Source organism: Acinetobacter sp. WU_MDCI_Abxd143 (assembly GCF_025514195.1).
Lineage (GTDB): Bacteria > Pseudomonadota > Gammaproteobacteria > Pseudomonadales > Moraxellaceae > Acinetobacter > Acinetobacter pittii_H.
The window spans coordinates 99,907-115,237 of sequence record NZ_JAHPTH010000003.1 but is presented as its reverse complement, the minus strand read 5'-3'; the positions used below and the strand labels follow the sequence as shown (position 1 = coordinate 115,237).

Genomic DNA, 15,331 nt, shown 5'->3' with positions numbered 1-15,331 from the left:
TAAGTAAAAAATTAAAATCTTATTAATTTTTATACTTGCGCAAGATATGTATATCTTAAAAATAATTTCATTTAAATTGGTTTTTATATAAGTTTATTACATATTTAAATTTTATTACTTTAAACAAATAATTTTCAAAGTCATCATTGAAATTGGGGAAATATCAATGAATCAATGTACATATAGAATTGGCTGTATGTCAAAGGATAAACTATTGCCTAAAAACTTAGAGGCAATGATAAAAGTTATTCATGACTTATCTTTATCCTCTCAGCTATCTGAAAACTGGATATATAGTGATGATAATCCAGATATATATATTATTGATTTAGACAGTGGCTATACAAATATTCTTATTCCTAAAAAAATTAAAATTGTATTAAGTAATAACCCTGAGCTTTTAAAAGGTTATCAATATGGATTAAAGAGGCCTTTAAGGTATCAGGAGCTTTTAAAAATTTTATTAGAAATTGAAAATAATGAATATTTTAAAAAATCTTATCGAGAACGAATAGAAAATATAACTGCTACAGATCCGTTTGAGACAAAAATTCTATATAAACTTGTTTGTTATCCAAACTTTAAAAATATTCATGCAGAGCAGATTGTTAATGTCACTAGAGTTTGTGCTTTATTATCTATTGAATCAAAGACAGTCCAAGAAATTAAAAAATTCTTGAACTTATCTGTAGATGAAATACAAAAAATTATAGAGATTATTAAAAAAGAGGCTTATCCGAACTATGAAACGATACATGAGAATATTGTCTCGATATTGCCGTTTTCAAATGAAGTTGTTCAGACAACACCTCCAAGGATGGAGCAAAACTTATTGCTCTATTTTATAAATAAACTTTGGAAGAAGTTAAAAGGAGAATTCTGATGAACTGAAGTTTTTTAGGTTAGAGTAGGTATGTATTAATCTTAACTAAACTATTCTTAATTTAATATTAAGAATTAAACAACAATATTTAGTACATATTAAATCTAGATTAAATTTTAGCTTTTGCCACGGATGGAAAAGCTAATATTGATTTCTTATCATTTTGAATCGAATCAAGAAGTGCAAAACAGTAAATTATATATTTATTAATCAAAAAATATTCTCAATATTATTCTAACTCTTTAAGTTAAATCTACAATTTGTTCTTCATTTACAGCAATCTTATATTGATTACGTCCATTCGTTTTTGCTTTGTATAATGCATGGTCAGCTCGTGCAACAAAAGCAGAAATTGAGTCGTTTAGTCGCGGAATTGTGGTTGCGACACCTACGCTAATGGTGACATAGGGTGAAACATCACTACATGGATGCTTAATCGCAATCTTGCTAATTGCATTCATCAAACGCTCGACCTGTATTAAAGCTTGCTGGGCATTTGTCATTGGGAATAATAGTAAGAACTCTTCGCCACCATAACGAGCAACTAAGTCACCACTACGAGCAGCAATAGAAGAAATAGCAACTGCGATTTCTTTTAAACATTCATCACCTTTTATATGCCCTAGTGTGTCATTGTATGCTTTAAAATAGTCGATATCGACCATCATAATGGTGAGTGGTGTTTCATGGCGTAATGCACGTCGCCATTCATTATCAAGAGTCTCATCCAGATAACGTCGATTGGCTAAACCTGTAAGTGCATCTTGCTGCGAAAGTAAAGAGAGTTGTTGTGCTTGTTGCATAAGCTCAATACGGTTCAGCTCGATCATACAGTTTTGTAAATAGTTTTCACGGTGCTGACGGTCAGTTGCATAGGCGAGAGTCATTCCTAAAAAACTACTGAAGGTGTAAGTACGGTTCAGAAAAGTCCAGTCGATTACTCCATTTAAGTAGTTACTTACTAAAATTCCAGCTAGCCCTCCTATCCAACCAGCAAATATGGCGGTATAGAAACGCATACCAACAGCACCATAAATAATGACGATCGCATACATCATCGCTGCATGAAAAAGAACATTTTCTTGTCCATTTTCAATAACGTTAATTAAAATAAAAGTAATTGCTACCGCTAAAGCTGAGCCAATTCCTACATAATAATCAAAATACTGATTTAATTTTTTAATAAACGATAAAATCCAAGCAATAAAAATAATTACACCGACCCAAGAATAATAACTAAACCAGGGTAAAACTTGTTCAGTTGGTAAAACTTGATATATACCAAAGCTTAAAAATATATATAATATTAGAATAATAGGCGCTCTATAGCGGAACTCATAGGCAGCACCGTTTTGGTATTGAAAACGATAAATCGTTTCAAGCTGCTTTGGAAACCATACGAAATTTAAACCTCGCGTGGTTAATAAATCTATTTGTTCCTGTCCCAATATATTGGAACCCTGCAACTTCATAATTAATGCTCTCTATATTGGAAGTTGTCATAAAATGAGACTTATTTTAAGTAAAGTTCCATCTAAAAATATTGATTATATAATGTGTGGTTTATTGAAAATAATAATACAGATTTTTTAAAAAAGTAATGATTTTTATCTATGTTAAATGTGATAAAAATCACGACATTTCAATGATTAGCCTAATAATTATCTAAAGTTCTCCAATCCATCGAAAAAAGTTACAAATGGTCGATTAACGATTGTATCTTTATCATTTTCGGATAGACTTATAGCGTGAAATACAGATGATTGCTGTCATATAAATAGGAAAATTAGCAATGACTGCTCTAAATCAATATGGAATGAATTTAGAAATTACACCGCATAATGAATGGTCACAACGGTTCTGGGACGACCTGTTACCAGCCAAAGAACGGGTGAGTAAACATCCGTTCTTTACGGAAATGGCCAATGGGGGATTGAGCCTAGATAGTTTCCGTTATGCTCTACTTAATTTTTATCCATTAGTCGCCCATTTCCCGTCCTATATGGCTGGAGCACTGGGGAAAGCGACTGGATTTTCTGAACCGGGAGTTACTGAAGCGCGAGATTGGTTAATTCAAAATATTAAGGTAGAAGAGCGACACTTAAAATGGTATCGCGATTGGGCTGGAGGTTTTGGCTTAACAGTTGAAGAACTTGATCATGTACGACCACCAGCTGCTATGAATGCTGTAAACCATTTTCTATGGAATATGAGTCATCGAGGCAATTTAGCAGAATGTCTGGCGGCAACAAATTTGGCGATTGAATGGGCAACCGGAGATTGGTCAATTCAGGTGTATAAAGGGATTCATACTTATACAGATCATCCTGAAGTTACGATTGATAAACGTTCTTTAGCTTGGTTACGCGCGCATGCACATTACGATGATCTTCATCCATATGAAGCTATGGAGTTGATTAAGCGCTTATGTAATGAGCGTCCTGACTGGCAGCAAAAAGCATTTCATGCTGCAGAAGAAGGGCTGCGGTATTATGAATTAGCTTTGGACGACTGCTATAGGGTACAGCTTCAAGCCTCTGCTTGATCTAGCCTTAAAAAGGGAGAATATCATGGATATTCTCCCTTTTATTTTATTCGAGCAACTTTAAGAGTTTAGTTCGATAAGGTGTTTCTTCGGGTAATAATTCAAGTAAACGTTCAACAGCATCTACACGGTCTGGTACACGACTGACTACTCGCAATAATTGATCAATATCTTCAATTTGATAAATCACATGACTCAAACGAGCATCAAAACAATCTCTCCATGCGCATAAAAAAGGACTTTCTGATTTAGCTAAGAAACTCCCTCTATAGAGTGTAAGCGTAGTTGATGTAAAACCAAGGTTTAAGGCTTGTTCGGCCATTAAAAAATCACATTGAATTTCGCAGTTAAGTCTATATGGTCGTGACTCGATAACGTCGGGTATTAAGTTTCTGAGTTGAGAAAGTTCTGCTTTTAAGGTGGTGGTACTTACTGGTCGATCGCCATATAAAGCATAGTGAAGTTCTTCAAGATTAATCCCTTCGGGACAAAGGGTTAGAATGCACAGAATCTCAATTTGACGTTGAGTCAATGTAAGGCTGTGTTGGTTATATTGAACTTTAGGAGTACCAAAGGCCTTAATATATAAAATATTTTTTTGATGAAGCTGAATTGCTTGCTTCACAATATCAGCGCATCTTTCAACAGCTAAAAGCCCCAGAGAATTATGTTTTTGATATTTGGTTGATAAGTTCATAATACCATAAAACTGGCCTGTATTTGCATCGGTGATCGGGGCTGCATAACATACCCAGTCTCTAACACTATTCATCTGGTTTTCATGTGAATAAACACAGCTTGCAGAATGTGTATTTAGGGCAAGACCAATTGCATTTTGACCAACCGCTTGGGTTGACCATTGTCCACCTTCAACAAAATGGACTTGTTCGGCAGATGAACGCATAGGTGTACTACTCCATGTCCACAGTAGTGTGCCATGAGGGTCAGTCACCCCAATGGCCATATCTGCATCTTCAGCAATGTGCATCAAATTTCTATGACACTCTTGGATTGAACGACCAAATAATGAATGTTCCCATTCCTCACCCAGATCAAATAAAGGCGCTGCTTCAAGGTCAAGTGATGGTTTTTTTCCTAATTGTTTAGAATGAGATGAGGTTTCCGGCCGAAATAAGGACGGAGTAGTGTCTATTAAAGGCGATGATAATTGTTCTGACATATCCATATCGAAATTCCTTTATCATTGAAATGGCGTATCCGTAGCCGCTCAACAGTTATAACTTTCTTATTGTGACTATTTCCTAATTATCTCCTTACCTTAAATAATTTTATAAGTCTTGACCATTATCCTATTGGATAAGTTTTGTTAATTGTTTACCCATTAAGATAAGACATCTTGTCGGCTGAAAGGCTTTGGCACTTCTTCTCCGAAATATTGTCGATCAGCAAAATAGCTAGAACGAACCATAGGTGCACTCCAAATATTTTTAAAACCTAATCGCTTACCGTGTCGGGTATATCGTTCAAATTCTTGTAAATTTACAAACCGATGAATAGGCGCATGTGATTTTGAAGGCTGAAGATATTGACCAATCGTGATAAGATCGACTTGATAGTCTTTTAAATCATTGAGTAGGGCAAGTACTTCGGCTTCAATTTCTCCTAATCCAACCATCAGGCCAGACTTGGTTTTGATATCGGGACAATATGCTTTAAAGCGTTTAAGTAACTCTAGTGAATGTTGATAATCTGAACCGGGGCGCATCGCTTTATATAAACGAGGAACCGTCTCAATATTATGATTAAACACATCTGGAGGAGATAAGCTCAAAGTCGAAAGAGCTGTCTCTAAACGACCGCGAAAATCTGGTACTAAAATCTCAATCAATGTTTCTGGACAACGTTTCCTAATTTCTTCAATACACTTTACAAAATGTGCAGCGCCGCCATCATGTAGATCGTCGCGGTCTACTGAGGTAATCACGACATACTTTAAGTTTAGATTTGCGACTGTTTCTGCCAAATGCTTAGGTTCATCTTCATCTAGCGGTTTTGGACGACCATGAGCGACATCACAAAAAGGGCAACGTCTTGTACAAATATCTCCCATAATCATAAATGTTGCCGTACCACCACCAAAACATTCAGGTAGATTTGGACATGCGGCCTCTTCGCAAACACTATGTAGCTTTTGTTGGCGTAATAAATTTTTGATACGTTGAATTTCTTCGAAATCATTTATTTTTGCTCGAATCCAGTCAGGTTTAGTCGGTAACTTTTCTGTAGGTAAAATTTTAATCGGAATGCGAGCAACTTTATCCGCTCCTCTTAATTTAATACCTGTCTCTATTTGCCTTTTTAAGTCCATATATAAAATTCCATTTTATATTAAATAAATTTGCAACTAGACTAGTTATAATAAAAAACCTTATTTCTATAAATAAGAAATAAAGAATTTATTAATGCGTATAGTGCACAGCAAATATTATAAATTAATAAAGGTTGGTTAAAGGTTTGTTTTGCAAGTGTGTGAAATGAATTAAAATTTTTTAATTTTATTTTTGCGGTGTAAGCTTGTGATAAATAAAAATTAATAGCTAAAAAACTTATTTAAAACTTTTTAGTCTAATAGCATATTAAATTAAATTGAGCTTTATTATTTATAGCGAAATATATAACACTCGCTGAAACTTGGTTGATTTTTAATAATCAAGATAATAAAGGAAAAGGATATGCAATTAACGGAAGAGCAATTACTCGCAGCATATAAACGCATGCGTGATATTCGTGAATTTGAGGATCGACTTCATGAAGAAAATACCAATGGTGATATTCCAGGCTTTATTCACTTATATAGCGGAGAAGAAGCTGTAGCAGTCGGGATTTGCGAAAACTTAACCGACAAAGACTATATCACTTCAACACACCGTGGACATGGACACTGTATTGCAAAAGGCTGTGATATTCACGCCATGATGCTGGAAATTTTCGGTAAAGATGACGGGCTATGCCGTGGAAAAGGCGGTTCTATGCATATTGCCGATTTAGATAAAGGTATGCTCGGTGCCAACGGAATTGTGGGTGGTGGACCTCCTTTAGCTATTGGTGCGGCGTTGACAGCGAAAACCTTAAAGACTGGTGGTGTCGGACTGTCTTTTACAGGTGACGGCGGTTCAAACCAAGGTCTTACTTTTGAAGCAATGAACATGGCGGTTGTTCTTAAACTTCCAGTCATTTTCGTATTCGAAAATAACGGTTTTGGTGAAGGTACTGGTCATGATTACGCAGTAGGAAGCAAAGACATTGCTGGTCGTGCAGCAGGTTTTGGTTTACCTGCGGTTAAAGTTGATGGTACCGATTTCTTTGCGGTCTATGAAGCCGCTCAAACTGCCATTGAACGTGCACGCCGTGGTGAAGGTCCGAGCGTGATTGAAACCATTACAAACCGTTTTTATGGCCACTTCGAAGGTGACCCTGGCTTGATTCGTTCTAAAGAAGAAGTCGAGTTCATCAAAGAAAATAAAGATCCTTTGAAAATTTTCCGTGAGAAAGTCAAAGGCAAAATTGATGAAGCCAAACTAGACGAGATTGATGCAGCTTCTAAGGCAAATGTTGATGATGCCGTTGCTAAAGCTCGTGCTGCGGCATACCCACAACCAGAACAACTCCTTACTGACGTCTATGTCTCTTACTAAAGGAATAGTAAAGATGCCAAATAAAAGTTTTCGTAATGCAATTAAAGAAGCCATTGAATCAGAAATGCGCCGTGATCCAACCGTATTTGTTGTTGGTGAAGATGTTCGTGGTGGGCACGGCGGTAAAAATACCGAAGATAACGAGCTTGAAGGTTTCGGTGGGGTACTTGGTGTAACCAAAGGCTTATGGACAGAATTTGGTTCGGAACGTGTTATTGATACCCCAATTACCGAGTCTGCAATTATCGGTATGGCTGCTGGGGCTGCTGCAACAGGTTTACGTCCTGTTGCCGATTTAATGTTTATGGATTTCTATGGCGTGTGTCATGACATGCTCTATAACCAAGCCGCTAAATTCCGTTATATGTTCGGAGGGAAAGCAAAAGCGCCAATGGTTGTACGTGGCATGATTGGCGCAGGTTTTTCTGCGGCAGCTCAGCATTCTCAGTCACCATATAACGTATTTGCCGCGGTTCCGGGCTTAAAAGTTGTGGTTCCATCTAGCCCATATGATGTGAAAGGGCTATTAATTCAGGCTATTCGAGATGACGACCCTGTAGTGTTCTGTGAACATAAAATGCTTTATGACATTAAAGGTGAAGTTCCAGATGATGCCTATACCATTCCTTTTGGTGTAGCAAATTACACCCGTGAAGGGACAGACGTGACCATTATTGCTTTAGGTTTGATGGTACACCGTGCCAATGAAGTAGCAGATAAACTAGCAAAAGATGGTATTTCAGTTGAAGTGGTCGACCCTCGAACAATTTCACCTCTGGATGAAGAAGGAATTTTAGAGTCTGTTGCATCAACTGGGCGTGTGGTTATTGTGGATGAATCAGCGGCACGCTGTGGCTTTGGTCATGATGTTGCTGCCCTGATCGCGCAAAAAGGTTTCCACTATTTGAAAGCACCTGTTGAACTCGTAACGCCACCACATACGCCTGTTCCATTCTCTCCAGTTTTAGAAAAAGAATGGATTCCAAGTGTAGAGCGTATTGAGCAAGCTGTGCGAAAAACATTGGAGGCTTAGGATGAGCGAAATTAAAACGCTGGAGATCCCGAAATGGGGATTATCCATGGAAGAAGGCACGATCGCCCAATGGTTGATTAAAGAGGGTGATAGCTTTAATAAGGGCGATGAAATTTGTGAAATTGAAACCACAAAAATCGTCAATGTGTTAGAAGCGCCTTTTGCTGGAACGCTCCGTAAAATTTTAGCGAAAGATAGTGATACTTTACCTGTTGGTGGTCTTATTGCCGTATGTGCTGATAGTGAAGTTTCTGATGCAGAAATTGAAAAGTTTATCGCATCACTAGGTGGTTCAGCAGCTCAAGCACCCGAAGCACCTTCGGAGCAAAGTAAAGCGGAAACATCTGCACCTGTTGCTGAAAAAACAGCACAACCACAGACTGCAGCAGCTAGTGCTTCAGCTCCTGCAAAGGTAGCGAAAGATGACTACGCTGTACCAGAGTCATTACAAGGCTATCAAACATCTAATGAGTTGTTTGCAACGCCGCATGCCTTGAAGCTTGCAGAAAAACACAATGTAAACTTGGCAAAAGTCACAGGTTCTGGTCGTGAAGGCCGCATTAGTGTTCAGGACATCCAAAAAGCTGTGCAAGCTGCTGGTGGTCAATGGTCTGATATTAAGCAGCAAACTCAAGCTAAAGTGGTTAAATCTACAGCCGATGATAGCCAAGTTTTAGCGACACCTGTGGCACGTCGTTTAGCAAAGCAGTGGGGTATTAACCTAAATGACTGCCGTGTTTCAGGTACTCGTGGCCGTGTCTGTAAAGAAGATGTTGAGGCAGTTTACTATCGTAATAACCCAGTGTCGGTAAATGAACAACCTGTGCAATGTGCAGCTCAACCACAATCAACCATTACGACGGTGGCGATGAATGGGATGCGTAAAGCGATTGCTTCACGCTTACAGACTGCAAAACGTAACGCACCGCATTTCCGTTTAGTGGTCGATCTCAATGTAGAAGCTTTGCAAAAACTACGTAAGCAGATTAATGAGACTGTTCCACAAGTCAAACTTTCTATTAATGACATGCTAATTAAGGCAGCTGCCGCCGCGCTGATTAAAGTACCTGAGGTGAATGTTCAATTTGATGAGGCGACTCAATCAATTTTACAGTTCTCTCAAGCGGATATTTCGGTGGCCGTAGCGATTCCAAACGGTTTAATTACACCCATTGTAAAAGCAGCAAATCAGAAGTCTTTAGCACAAATTTCCGATGACATGCGTGATTTGGCAACGCGTGCTAAGACTGGCAAGTTACAACCTGACGAGTTTCAGGGAGGCAGCTTTAGCATTTCAAATTTAGGAATGTTAGGCATTAAACAGTTCGATGCCATTATTAACCCGCCGCAAGGTGCAATTATGGCATTAGGTGCTTCGGAATCTCGCGCTGTTGTCGAAAATGGCAATGTAGTGGTTCGTGAGATTGTCACAGCGACGTTGTCATGCGATCACCGAGTTATTGATGGCGCAGTTGGGGCAAAATTCTTGGCCAGCTTTAAGCAGTTTGTTGAAAACCCTGCTTTAATTTTGGTGTAGGAGAACCCGCATGTCAGAAGCTCAATTTGATTTAATTGTGATTGGCGCGGGACCGGGTGGGTATGTGGCTGCAATTCGTGCAGCCCAGCTCGGGTTAAAAACCGCAATTGTAGAAGAGCGACATTTAGGCGGAATTTGTCTAAATTGGGGCTGTATTCCAACCAAAGCTTTGCTTGCAGGGGCAGAGCTCGCAACCCAGTTTAAACATGCCGGACAGTTTGGTTTTCAGGTATCGCAACTCGATTTTGATATTCAAAAGCTTGTGCAACATAGCCGACAAGTGTCAGCTCAATTAGTACAAGGCATCGATTACTTACTGAAAAAGAATCAGGTGACGGTTTTTAATGGTCGTGCTCAGCTTACGGCAAAAGAAAAACTTGAAGTGACAGATGCTCAAGGTAATAGTCAGGCTTTGAGTGCACCACATATCATTTTGGCAACTGGAGCTAAAGCTCGACATGTTCCTCAACTTCCTGTCGATGGAACATATGTCTGGAGCTATAAAGAAGCGCTTGTTCCAGAGCAGTTACCAAAAAGTTTGCTGGTTGTAGGTTCTGGTGCAATTGGTAGCGAGTTTGCTAGCCTTTATCAAGACTTGGGTTGTCAGGTGACATTAATTGATTTAGCCAAGCAGATTTTACCAACTGAAGATGCGGAAGTTGCTCAATTTGTTAGAAAACAATTTGAACAAAAAGGTATGAAAGTCATAACCGATGCTGTCGTTCAAAGTATTCAAATTGAAAATGAGCAAGTCCACTGTGTGGTTGAAACGGCAAATGATGTTCAAACGCTTGTTTTTGACCGCGTGCTTTCGGCAATTGGTGTACAGCCGAATACCACAGGGCTAGGACTAGAACGTTTAGGTGTAGAACTCAATCCACAAGGTTTTGTGGCAATTGATGACTATTGTAAAACCAACGTAGCAGGGCTTTATGCCATTGGTGATGTTGCTGGAGCGCCTTGTCTCGCTCATAAAGCAAGCCATGAAGCCATGATATGTGTCGAGAAAATCGCTGGTGTGGCAAACGTCCATTCACTCGACCGTAGCCAGATACCCGGTTGTATTTTTACACATCCACAAGTGGCAAGTATTGGTTTAACGGAAAATGCAGCAAAAGCTAAGAATCTACCTATACGTATTGGTAAGTTTTCTTTAACTGCAAATGGTAAAGCTTTAGCAATTGGAGATGCGTCAGGTTTCGTTAAAACGGTGGTACATGCAGAAACGGGTGAGTTACTTGGTGCACATATGGTGGGTCATGAAGTGACCGAACATATCCAAGGATTTGCCATTGCGAAATATCTAGAAGCAACTGATGAAAGTTTAGCTCAAGTGATTTTCCCGCATCCAACATTATCAGAAGCCATGCATGAATCCATTTTGGCTTCAATGCAACGAGCGATTCATATGTAGAAATTCTACATTTACAGGAGTTGAACATGGTTAAGGGATTAAAAAATAAAGTCGCTTTAGTGACTGGGGCAGCCCAAGGCATTGGCCGTGGGATTGCCCTGCGCTTGGCACAAGAAGGGGCACATATTGCATTAGTTGATATGAAACAAGATCGACTGAACGATGTGCAGCAGGAAATTCAAGCTCTAGGTGTAAATGCGAGCACATTTATTGCTGATGTCAGTGACCGCGAGCAAGTGTATGCTGCTATAAATCATGCTGAGCAGACACTTGGTGGGTTTGATGTCATGATTAATAATGCTGGAATTGCACAAGTTCAAGCGATTGCTGATATCACACCTGATGAATTCCAAAAAATTGTTGATATTAATATTGGTGGAGTACTGTGGGGAATACAGGCTGCTGCTGCAAAATTTAAACAACGCGAACATAAAGGTAAAATCATTAATGCTTGCTCAATTGCAGGCCATGATGGATTTGCTTTACTCGGTATTTACTCGGCAACCAAATTTGCGGTACGAGCACTTACCCAAGCTGCGGCAAAAGAATATGCCAGTCACGGTATTACGGTAAATGGATATTGCCCCGGAATTGTCGGAACTGACATGTGGGTTGAAATTGATAAACGTTTTGCTGAAATTACCGGTGCTGCAATTGGTGAAACTTATAAAAAGTATGTGGAAGGTATTGCTTTAGGTAGAGCCCAAACACCAGACGATGTAGCCGCATTAGTTGCTTTTCTGGCAAGTGAAGATTCGGACTATATTACGGGTCAATCCATTTTAACGGACGGCGGCATTGTCTATCGCTAAAACAACATCCTGATTTGAGGGAGATAATAATGAAAGCAGCACGTTTTTACGACAGAGGCGATATTCGTATTGAAGATATCCCTGAACCAGAAGTCACTCCCGGCACTGTAGGCATTAAGGTAGCTTGGTGTGGAATCTGTGGTACAGATTTGCACGAATTTATGGAAGGACCAATTTTTATTCCACCTTGTGGACATCCGCATCCTATTTCAGGTGAATCTGCACCGATTACCATGGGACATGAATTTTCAGGTGTAGTCTATGCCGTAGGTGAAGGTGTTGATGATATTGAAATTGGCCAGCATGTAGTCGTAGAGCCTTATATTGTGGCAGATGATGTACCGACTGGACCGGGCGATAATTATCATCTTTCCAAAAATATGAACTTTATTGGTTTAGGTGGTCGTGGTGGTGGTTTATCGGAAAAAATTGCGGTTAAACGCCGTTGGGTGCATCCAATTTCTAATAAAATTCCACTGGATCAGGCAGCCTTAATTGAACCGTTATCGGTGGGTCATCATGCTTTCGTACGTAGTGGTGCAAAGGCTGGTGATATTGCACTGGTTGGCGGTGCGGGGCCAATTGGTTTGTTGCTTTCGGCAATTTTAAAAGCGAAAGGGCTTAAGGTCATAATTACCGAGTTAAGTGCCAAACGTAAAGAAAAAGCCAAAGAGTCGGGTGTTGCAGATTATATTTTAGACCCGTCAGAAGTTGATGTTGTTTCTGAGGTCATGAAAATTACTAATGACGATGGTGTTGATGTTGCGTTTGAATGTAGTAGCGTTAACAAGGTGTTAGATACTTTGGTCGCGGCAGTGAAACCAACAGGCGTTATAGTTATTGTTTCGATTTGGAGCCACCCAGCATCAATTAATGTGCACAGTGTTGTAATGAAAGAGCTCGATGTAAGAGGTACAATTGCCTACGTAAATGACCATCAAGAAACCATTAAACTGGTCGAAGAAGGTAAAATAAATCTGGAACCTTTTATTACCCAGCGCATTCAACTTGATGATTTGATTTCACAAGGTTTTGAAACCTTAATTCATAACAATGAATCAGCCGTTAAGATTATTGTACATCCATAAATAGACACTTAAGCCTATAAAAAAGAGCGATGATTCGCTCTTTTTTATTAAAGTAAATTGTTGTCTTGGGCTTCAATAATGGGTGGTAATGGCTGTCCTAAAGAGCTTAGAGATTCTCGCTCAATCAAACGCACAATAGAGTCGAGCGGTAAATCATTTTCTTGCAAACCGAAAGGTTCTTCAATTTGAGCGCTTAAGGCATCTAAACCTAAAAACATATAAGCGATTAAACCCACAATCAGCGGTGTCCAAATACCTAAAGCTGCTTCAAGGCTAAACGGTAATATAAAACAGAAACAGTAAACGGCGCGGTGTAAAAGTACTGAATATGAATAGGGTAAAGGTGTACCAGCAATACGGTCACAACCTGCTTGGATATTGCCTAGCTCAACAATATGTCGATTTAAGGTGCTATAGATAATGTCACTAATTTCGCCGTCTTTTAGTATTTTAACTAAATCTTTTTGAATATTTTCGAGTACAAATTGCGGTGCATTAATATGCTCATTTAAATAATTAAGTGAAGAATTATTTAAATAGGCATGTTCAAGAAATTTTGTGGGTTCGACTGTTTGTTGACGCAGTCGATCACGCAATAAATTACTAAAAATTAAGACCTGATGAATTAAATGTTCACGTTGTTCATTAGATAAAACATGGCTGTCTCTAACAATATGTCTGGCATTGGCAATTAAAGCACCCCACAGTTTGCGGCCTTCCCACCATCGGTCATAACACGCATTATTTCGAAAACCCGTACAAATCGAAAGAATCACGCCAAAGATGGTAAATCCGATCGCGGGTACGGTAGGGATTTGAATCCAATGATAATAAGAGAACCAGACTACACAGGCTGAAATAAGGACAACAAAACTCAGTGCTGGCAAGACCTTCGGTAAAATTGTTCCTTTCCAAGCAAATAATAATTTAAATACATTGCTTTTATCACGGACAATCATATAAAGCCTTTGAACTAACGAACCTAATCAAGTGCAATATGATACGCCTTAGACGAGCCAAATACCTAACTAAAGCTTATGCTTTTGTCTGTATCGCCAAAGTGTGGTGCGGCTAATTCCAAAAATATTCGCGACCATATTCAAGTTATGGTTATATTTTTCTAAAGCTGCTTGTACATTTTCTGGACTAAGCTCTGTATTTGTCTCGGGTAATTTAACGTAATCCTCTGCATTTAATAGTTCATTTGGTAAGTCTTCGACTTCAATTTCATCTTTACCATTCGCCATAGTTAACGCATAAAGCAGGGTGTTTTTTAACTCACGAACATTTCCTGGCCAGTCATAGTTTAATAAAACTTGCATGGCTTTTTGATTAACATGGCGAGGCATCGTGTCGAGTTGAGTGGAGCTCTCTTTTAAAATCTGATCGACAATAAGAGGAATATCGACTTTTCTCTCTCTGAGTGGTGGTATAAAAATTGGAATTACGCGTAGACGGTAGAGTAGATCATGGCGGAAACGCCCAGCCTTAGCCTCTTCGCGTAAAGCTTTATGTGTTGCTGTAATAATTCGGACATTGGCCTGAATCGGTTTTTCACCACCCACAGGGGTAAATTCACCTGTTTCTAACACCCGTAATAATTTAGCCTGAAGCTCTAAAGGAATCTCGGCAATTTCATCTAGAAACAGCGTTCCGCCTGCGGCACGTTCAAACACACCTTTATGGTCGCGAATTGCTCCTGTAAAAGCACCTTTCACATGCCCAAAGAGTTCACTTTCTAAAATATTGGCATTAAGAGCGGCACAGTTAATTGCCACAAAAATCTTATTTTTACGCTGGCTATAATCATGAATTGCTTGTGCCACCAGTTCTTTACCACTACCAGATTCGCCGCGGACGAGCACTGGAAACTCAGTAATTGCCACTCTTTGAATAATTGAAAACATGCGAGTCATTTCTGGTGAACAACTATTGAAAACTTTAGCCAAGTCTTGCAATTGTTCTGTTAGCTCTACTTGATCGGCAATATCATTCTCTATGCTAACGGGCTGTAGAATATGCAATTTCCCGATAATGCGATGCTCTGCGATGTAAATATCATTTTCCTGATAGATGAATCGCTTTCTCATTTTAGGAGTATTGATTTCAAGATACTGATTATGATGGTCTTGAGTAAGTGCTGCCATGCTCTCTACAGAAATATCATCTGTATTAAATTTATAGTGAATTGCTTGAGTCGTTGTGTCTGCTAAAAACAGACTCGCATTTGGGAATAAAGCTTTTAATTGCTCAAATAAAATAAAAAAATCTTGTTCTGACTCAAAATTTAGCTTTGCCATTTTATACGTTTCACAATCGTTTCATTGAAACATACTTGAGTTTCAAAGGAACATCAAGCTGAG

General features: G+C 39.0%; 13 protein-coding genes. 8 read left to right on the top strand and 5 right to left on the bottom strand.

The genetic code is table 11. The annotated features are described in order from the left end of the window. The first annotated feature begins 166 nt into the window (after window positions 1-166). Entirely contained in the window at window positions 167-883 is a 717-nt protein-coding gene (locus tag KTI79_RS08545) for a hypothetical protein (RefSeq protein ID WP_017401713.1), read from the top strand. Between the two features lie 242 nt (window positions 884-1,125). Here KTI79_RS08545 and KTI79_RS08540 read toward each other — a convergent pair whose 3' ends face one another. Continuing rightward, on the bottom strand, window positions 1,126-2,355 hold the full coding sequence (locus KTI79_RS08540) for a GGDEF domain-containing protein (protein WP_032054983.1): 1,230 nt from the start codon (window positions 2,353-2,355) through the stop codon (window positions 1,126-1,128). Window positions 2,356-2,675: 320 nt separating this feature from the next. Between KTI79_RS08540 and KTI79_RS08535 the strand changes: the two genes are divergently transcribed. Then, complete coding sequence (locus tag KTI79_RS08535; protein ID WP_032054982.1) at window positions 2,676-3,428, top strand: TenA family transcriptional regulator; 753 nt, start codon at window positions 2,676-2,678, stop codon at window positions 3,426-3,428. Window positions 3,429-3,474: 46 nt separating this feature from the next. On the opposite strand, the gene KTI79_RS08530 is transcribed toward KTI79_RS08535, so the two are convergent. Both KTI79_RS08530 and lipA read right to left on the bottom strand, forming a co-directional pair. Further along, window positions 3,475-4,614, bottom strand: a complete 1,140-nt coding sequence (locus KTI79_RS08530; RefSeq protein WP_032054981.1) for a hypothetical protein — start codon at window positions 4,612-4,614, stop codon at window positions 3,475-3,477. Between the two features lie 156 nt (window positions 4,615-4,770). Further along, the gene (lipA, locus tag KTI79_RS08525) at window positions 4,771-5,757 is read right to left on the bottom strand and encodes a lipoyl synthase (RefSeq protein WP_032054980.1); all 987 of its coding nucleotides are present in this window, start codon (window positions 5,755-5,757) and stop codon (window positions 4,771-4,773) included. Between the two features lie 364 nt (window positions 5,758-6,121). Here lipA and KTI79_RS08520 point away from each other — a divergent pair, with 364 nt between their 5' ends. Genes KTI79_RS08520 through KTI79_RS08495 form a run of 6 tightly spaced genes read left to right on the top strand, consistent with a single transcriptional unit; the run spans window position 6,122 to window position 12,968 of the window. Continuing rightward, entirely contained in the window at window positions 6,122-7,084 is a 963-nt protein-coding gene (locus KTI79_RS08520; protein WP_031948248.1) for a thiamine pyrophosphate-dependent dehydrogenase E1 component subunit alpha, read from the top strand. Window positions 7,085-7,097: 13 nt separating this feature from the next. Continuing rightward, window positions 7,098-8,117: an alpha-ketoacid dehydrogenase subunit beta gene (locus tag KTI79_RS08515; protein WP_032054979.1), complete on the top strand. Its 1,020-nt coding sequence runs from the start codon at window positions 7,098-7,100 to the stop codon at window positions 8,115-8,117. A 1-nt stretch (window position 8,118) separates the two neighbouring features. After that, the gene (locus KTI79_RS08510) at window positions 8,119-9,654 is read left to right on the top strand and encodes a 2-oxo acid dehydrogenase subunit E2 (RefSeq protein ID WP_050679122.1); all 1,536 of its coding nucleotides are present in this window, start codon (window positions 8,119-8,121) and stop codon (window positions 9,652-9,654) included. Between the two features lie 10 nt (window positions 9,655-9,664). Next, a complete protein-coding gene (lpdA, locus tag KTI79_RS08505) occupies window positions 9,665-11,068 on the top strand; it encodes a dihydrolipoyl dehydrogenase (RefSeq protein WP_032054977.1) in 1,404 nt (467 codons plus the stop codon). A 26-nt stretch (window positions 11,069-11,094) separates the two neighbouring features. Continuing rightward, window positions 11,095-11,880 carry an acetoin reductase gene (locus KTI79_RS08500; protein ID WP_000238436.1) on the top strand — a complete coding sequence of 262 codons (786 nt, stop codon included), beginning with the start codon at window positions 11,095-11,097 and terminating at the stop codon, window positions 11,878-11,880. Between the two features lie 29 nt (window positions 11,881-11,909). Then, window positions 11,910-12,968 carry a 2,3-butanediol dehydrogenase gene (locus KTI79_RS08495; protein WP_032054976.1) on the top strand — a complete coding sequence of 353 codons (1,059 nt, stop codon included), beginning with the start codon at window positions 11,910-11,912 and terminating at the stop codon, window positions 12,966-12,968. 47 nt (window positions 12,969-13,015) lie between these two features. Here KTI79_RS08495 and KTI79_RS08490 read toward each other — a convergent pair whose 3' ends face one another. Both KTI79_RS08490 and KTI79_RS08485 read right to left on the bottom strand, forming a co-directional pair. Further along, window positions 13,016-13,927, bottom strand: coding sequence for a bestrophin family protein (locus KTI79_RS08490; RefSeq protein WP_032054975.1), 912 nt, complete (start codon window positions 13,925-13,927; stop codon window positions 13,016-13,018). Window positions 13,928-13,996: 69 nt separating this feature from the next. Then, the gene (locus KTI79_RS08485; RefSeq protein ID WP_032054974.1) at window positions 13,997-15,268 is read right to left on the bottom strand and encodes a sigma-54 interaction domain-containing protein; all 1,272 of its coding nucleotides are present in this window, start codon (window positions 15,266-15,268) and stop codon (window positions 13,997-13,999) included. Window positions 15,269-15,331 lie beyond the last annotated feature (63 nt).

Coding starts and splice junctions, on each gene's coding strand:
- KTI79_RS08545 (WP_017401713.1), top strand. CDS start 167: ATGAATCAATGTACATATAGAATTGGCTGTATGTCAAAGGATAAACTA.
- KTI79_RS08540 (WP_032054983.1), bottom strand. CDS start 2,355: ATGAAGTTGCAGGGTTCCAATATATTGGGACAGGAACAAATAGATTTA.
- KTI79_RS08535 (WP_032054982.1), top strand. CDS start 2,676: ATGACTGCTCTAAATCAATATGGAATGAATTTAGAAATTACACCGCAT.
- KTI79_RS08530 (WP_032054981.1), bottom strand. CDS start 4,614: ATGGATATGTCAGAACAATTATCATCGCCTTTAATAGACACTACTCCG.
- lipA (WP_032054980.1), bottom strand. CDS start 5,757: ATGGACTTAAAAAGGCAAATAGAGACAGGTATTAAATTAAGAGGAGCG.
- KTI79_RS08520 (WP_031948248.1), top strand. CDS start 6,122: ATGCAATTAACGGAAGAGCAATTACTCGCAGCATATAAACGCATGCGT.
- KTI79_RS08515 (WP_032054979.1), top strand. CDS start 7,098: ATGCCAAATAAAAGTTTTCGTAATGCAATTAAAGAAGCCATTGAATCA.
- KTI79_RS08510 (WP_050679122.1), top strand. CDS start 8,119: ATGAGCGAAATTAAAACGCTGGAGATCCCGAAATGGGGATTATCCATG.
- lpdA (WP_032054977.1), top strand. CDS start 9,665: ATGTCAGAAGCTCAATTTGATTTAATTGTGATTGGCGCGGGACCGGGT.
- KTI79_RS08500 (WP_000238436.1), top strand. CDS start 11,095: ATGGTTAAGGGATTAAAAAATAAAGTCGCTTTAGTGACTGGGGCAGCC.
- KTI79_RS08495 (WP_032054976.1), top strand. CDS start 11,910: ATGAAAGCAGCACGTTTTTACGACAGAGGCGATATTCGTATTGAAGAT.
- KTI79_RS08490 (WP_032054975.1), bottom strand. CDS start 13,927: ATGATTGTCCGTGATAAAAGCAATGTATTTAAATTATTATTTGCTTGG.
- KTI79_RS08485 (WP_032054974.1), bottom strand. CDS start 15,268: ATGGCAAAGCTAAATTTTGAGTCAGAACAAGATTTTTTTATTTTATTT.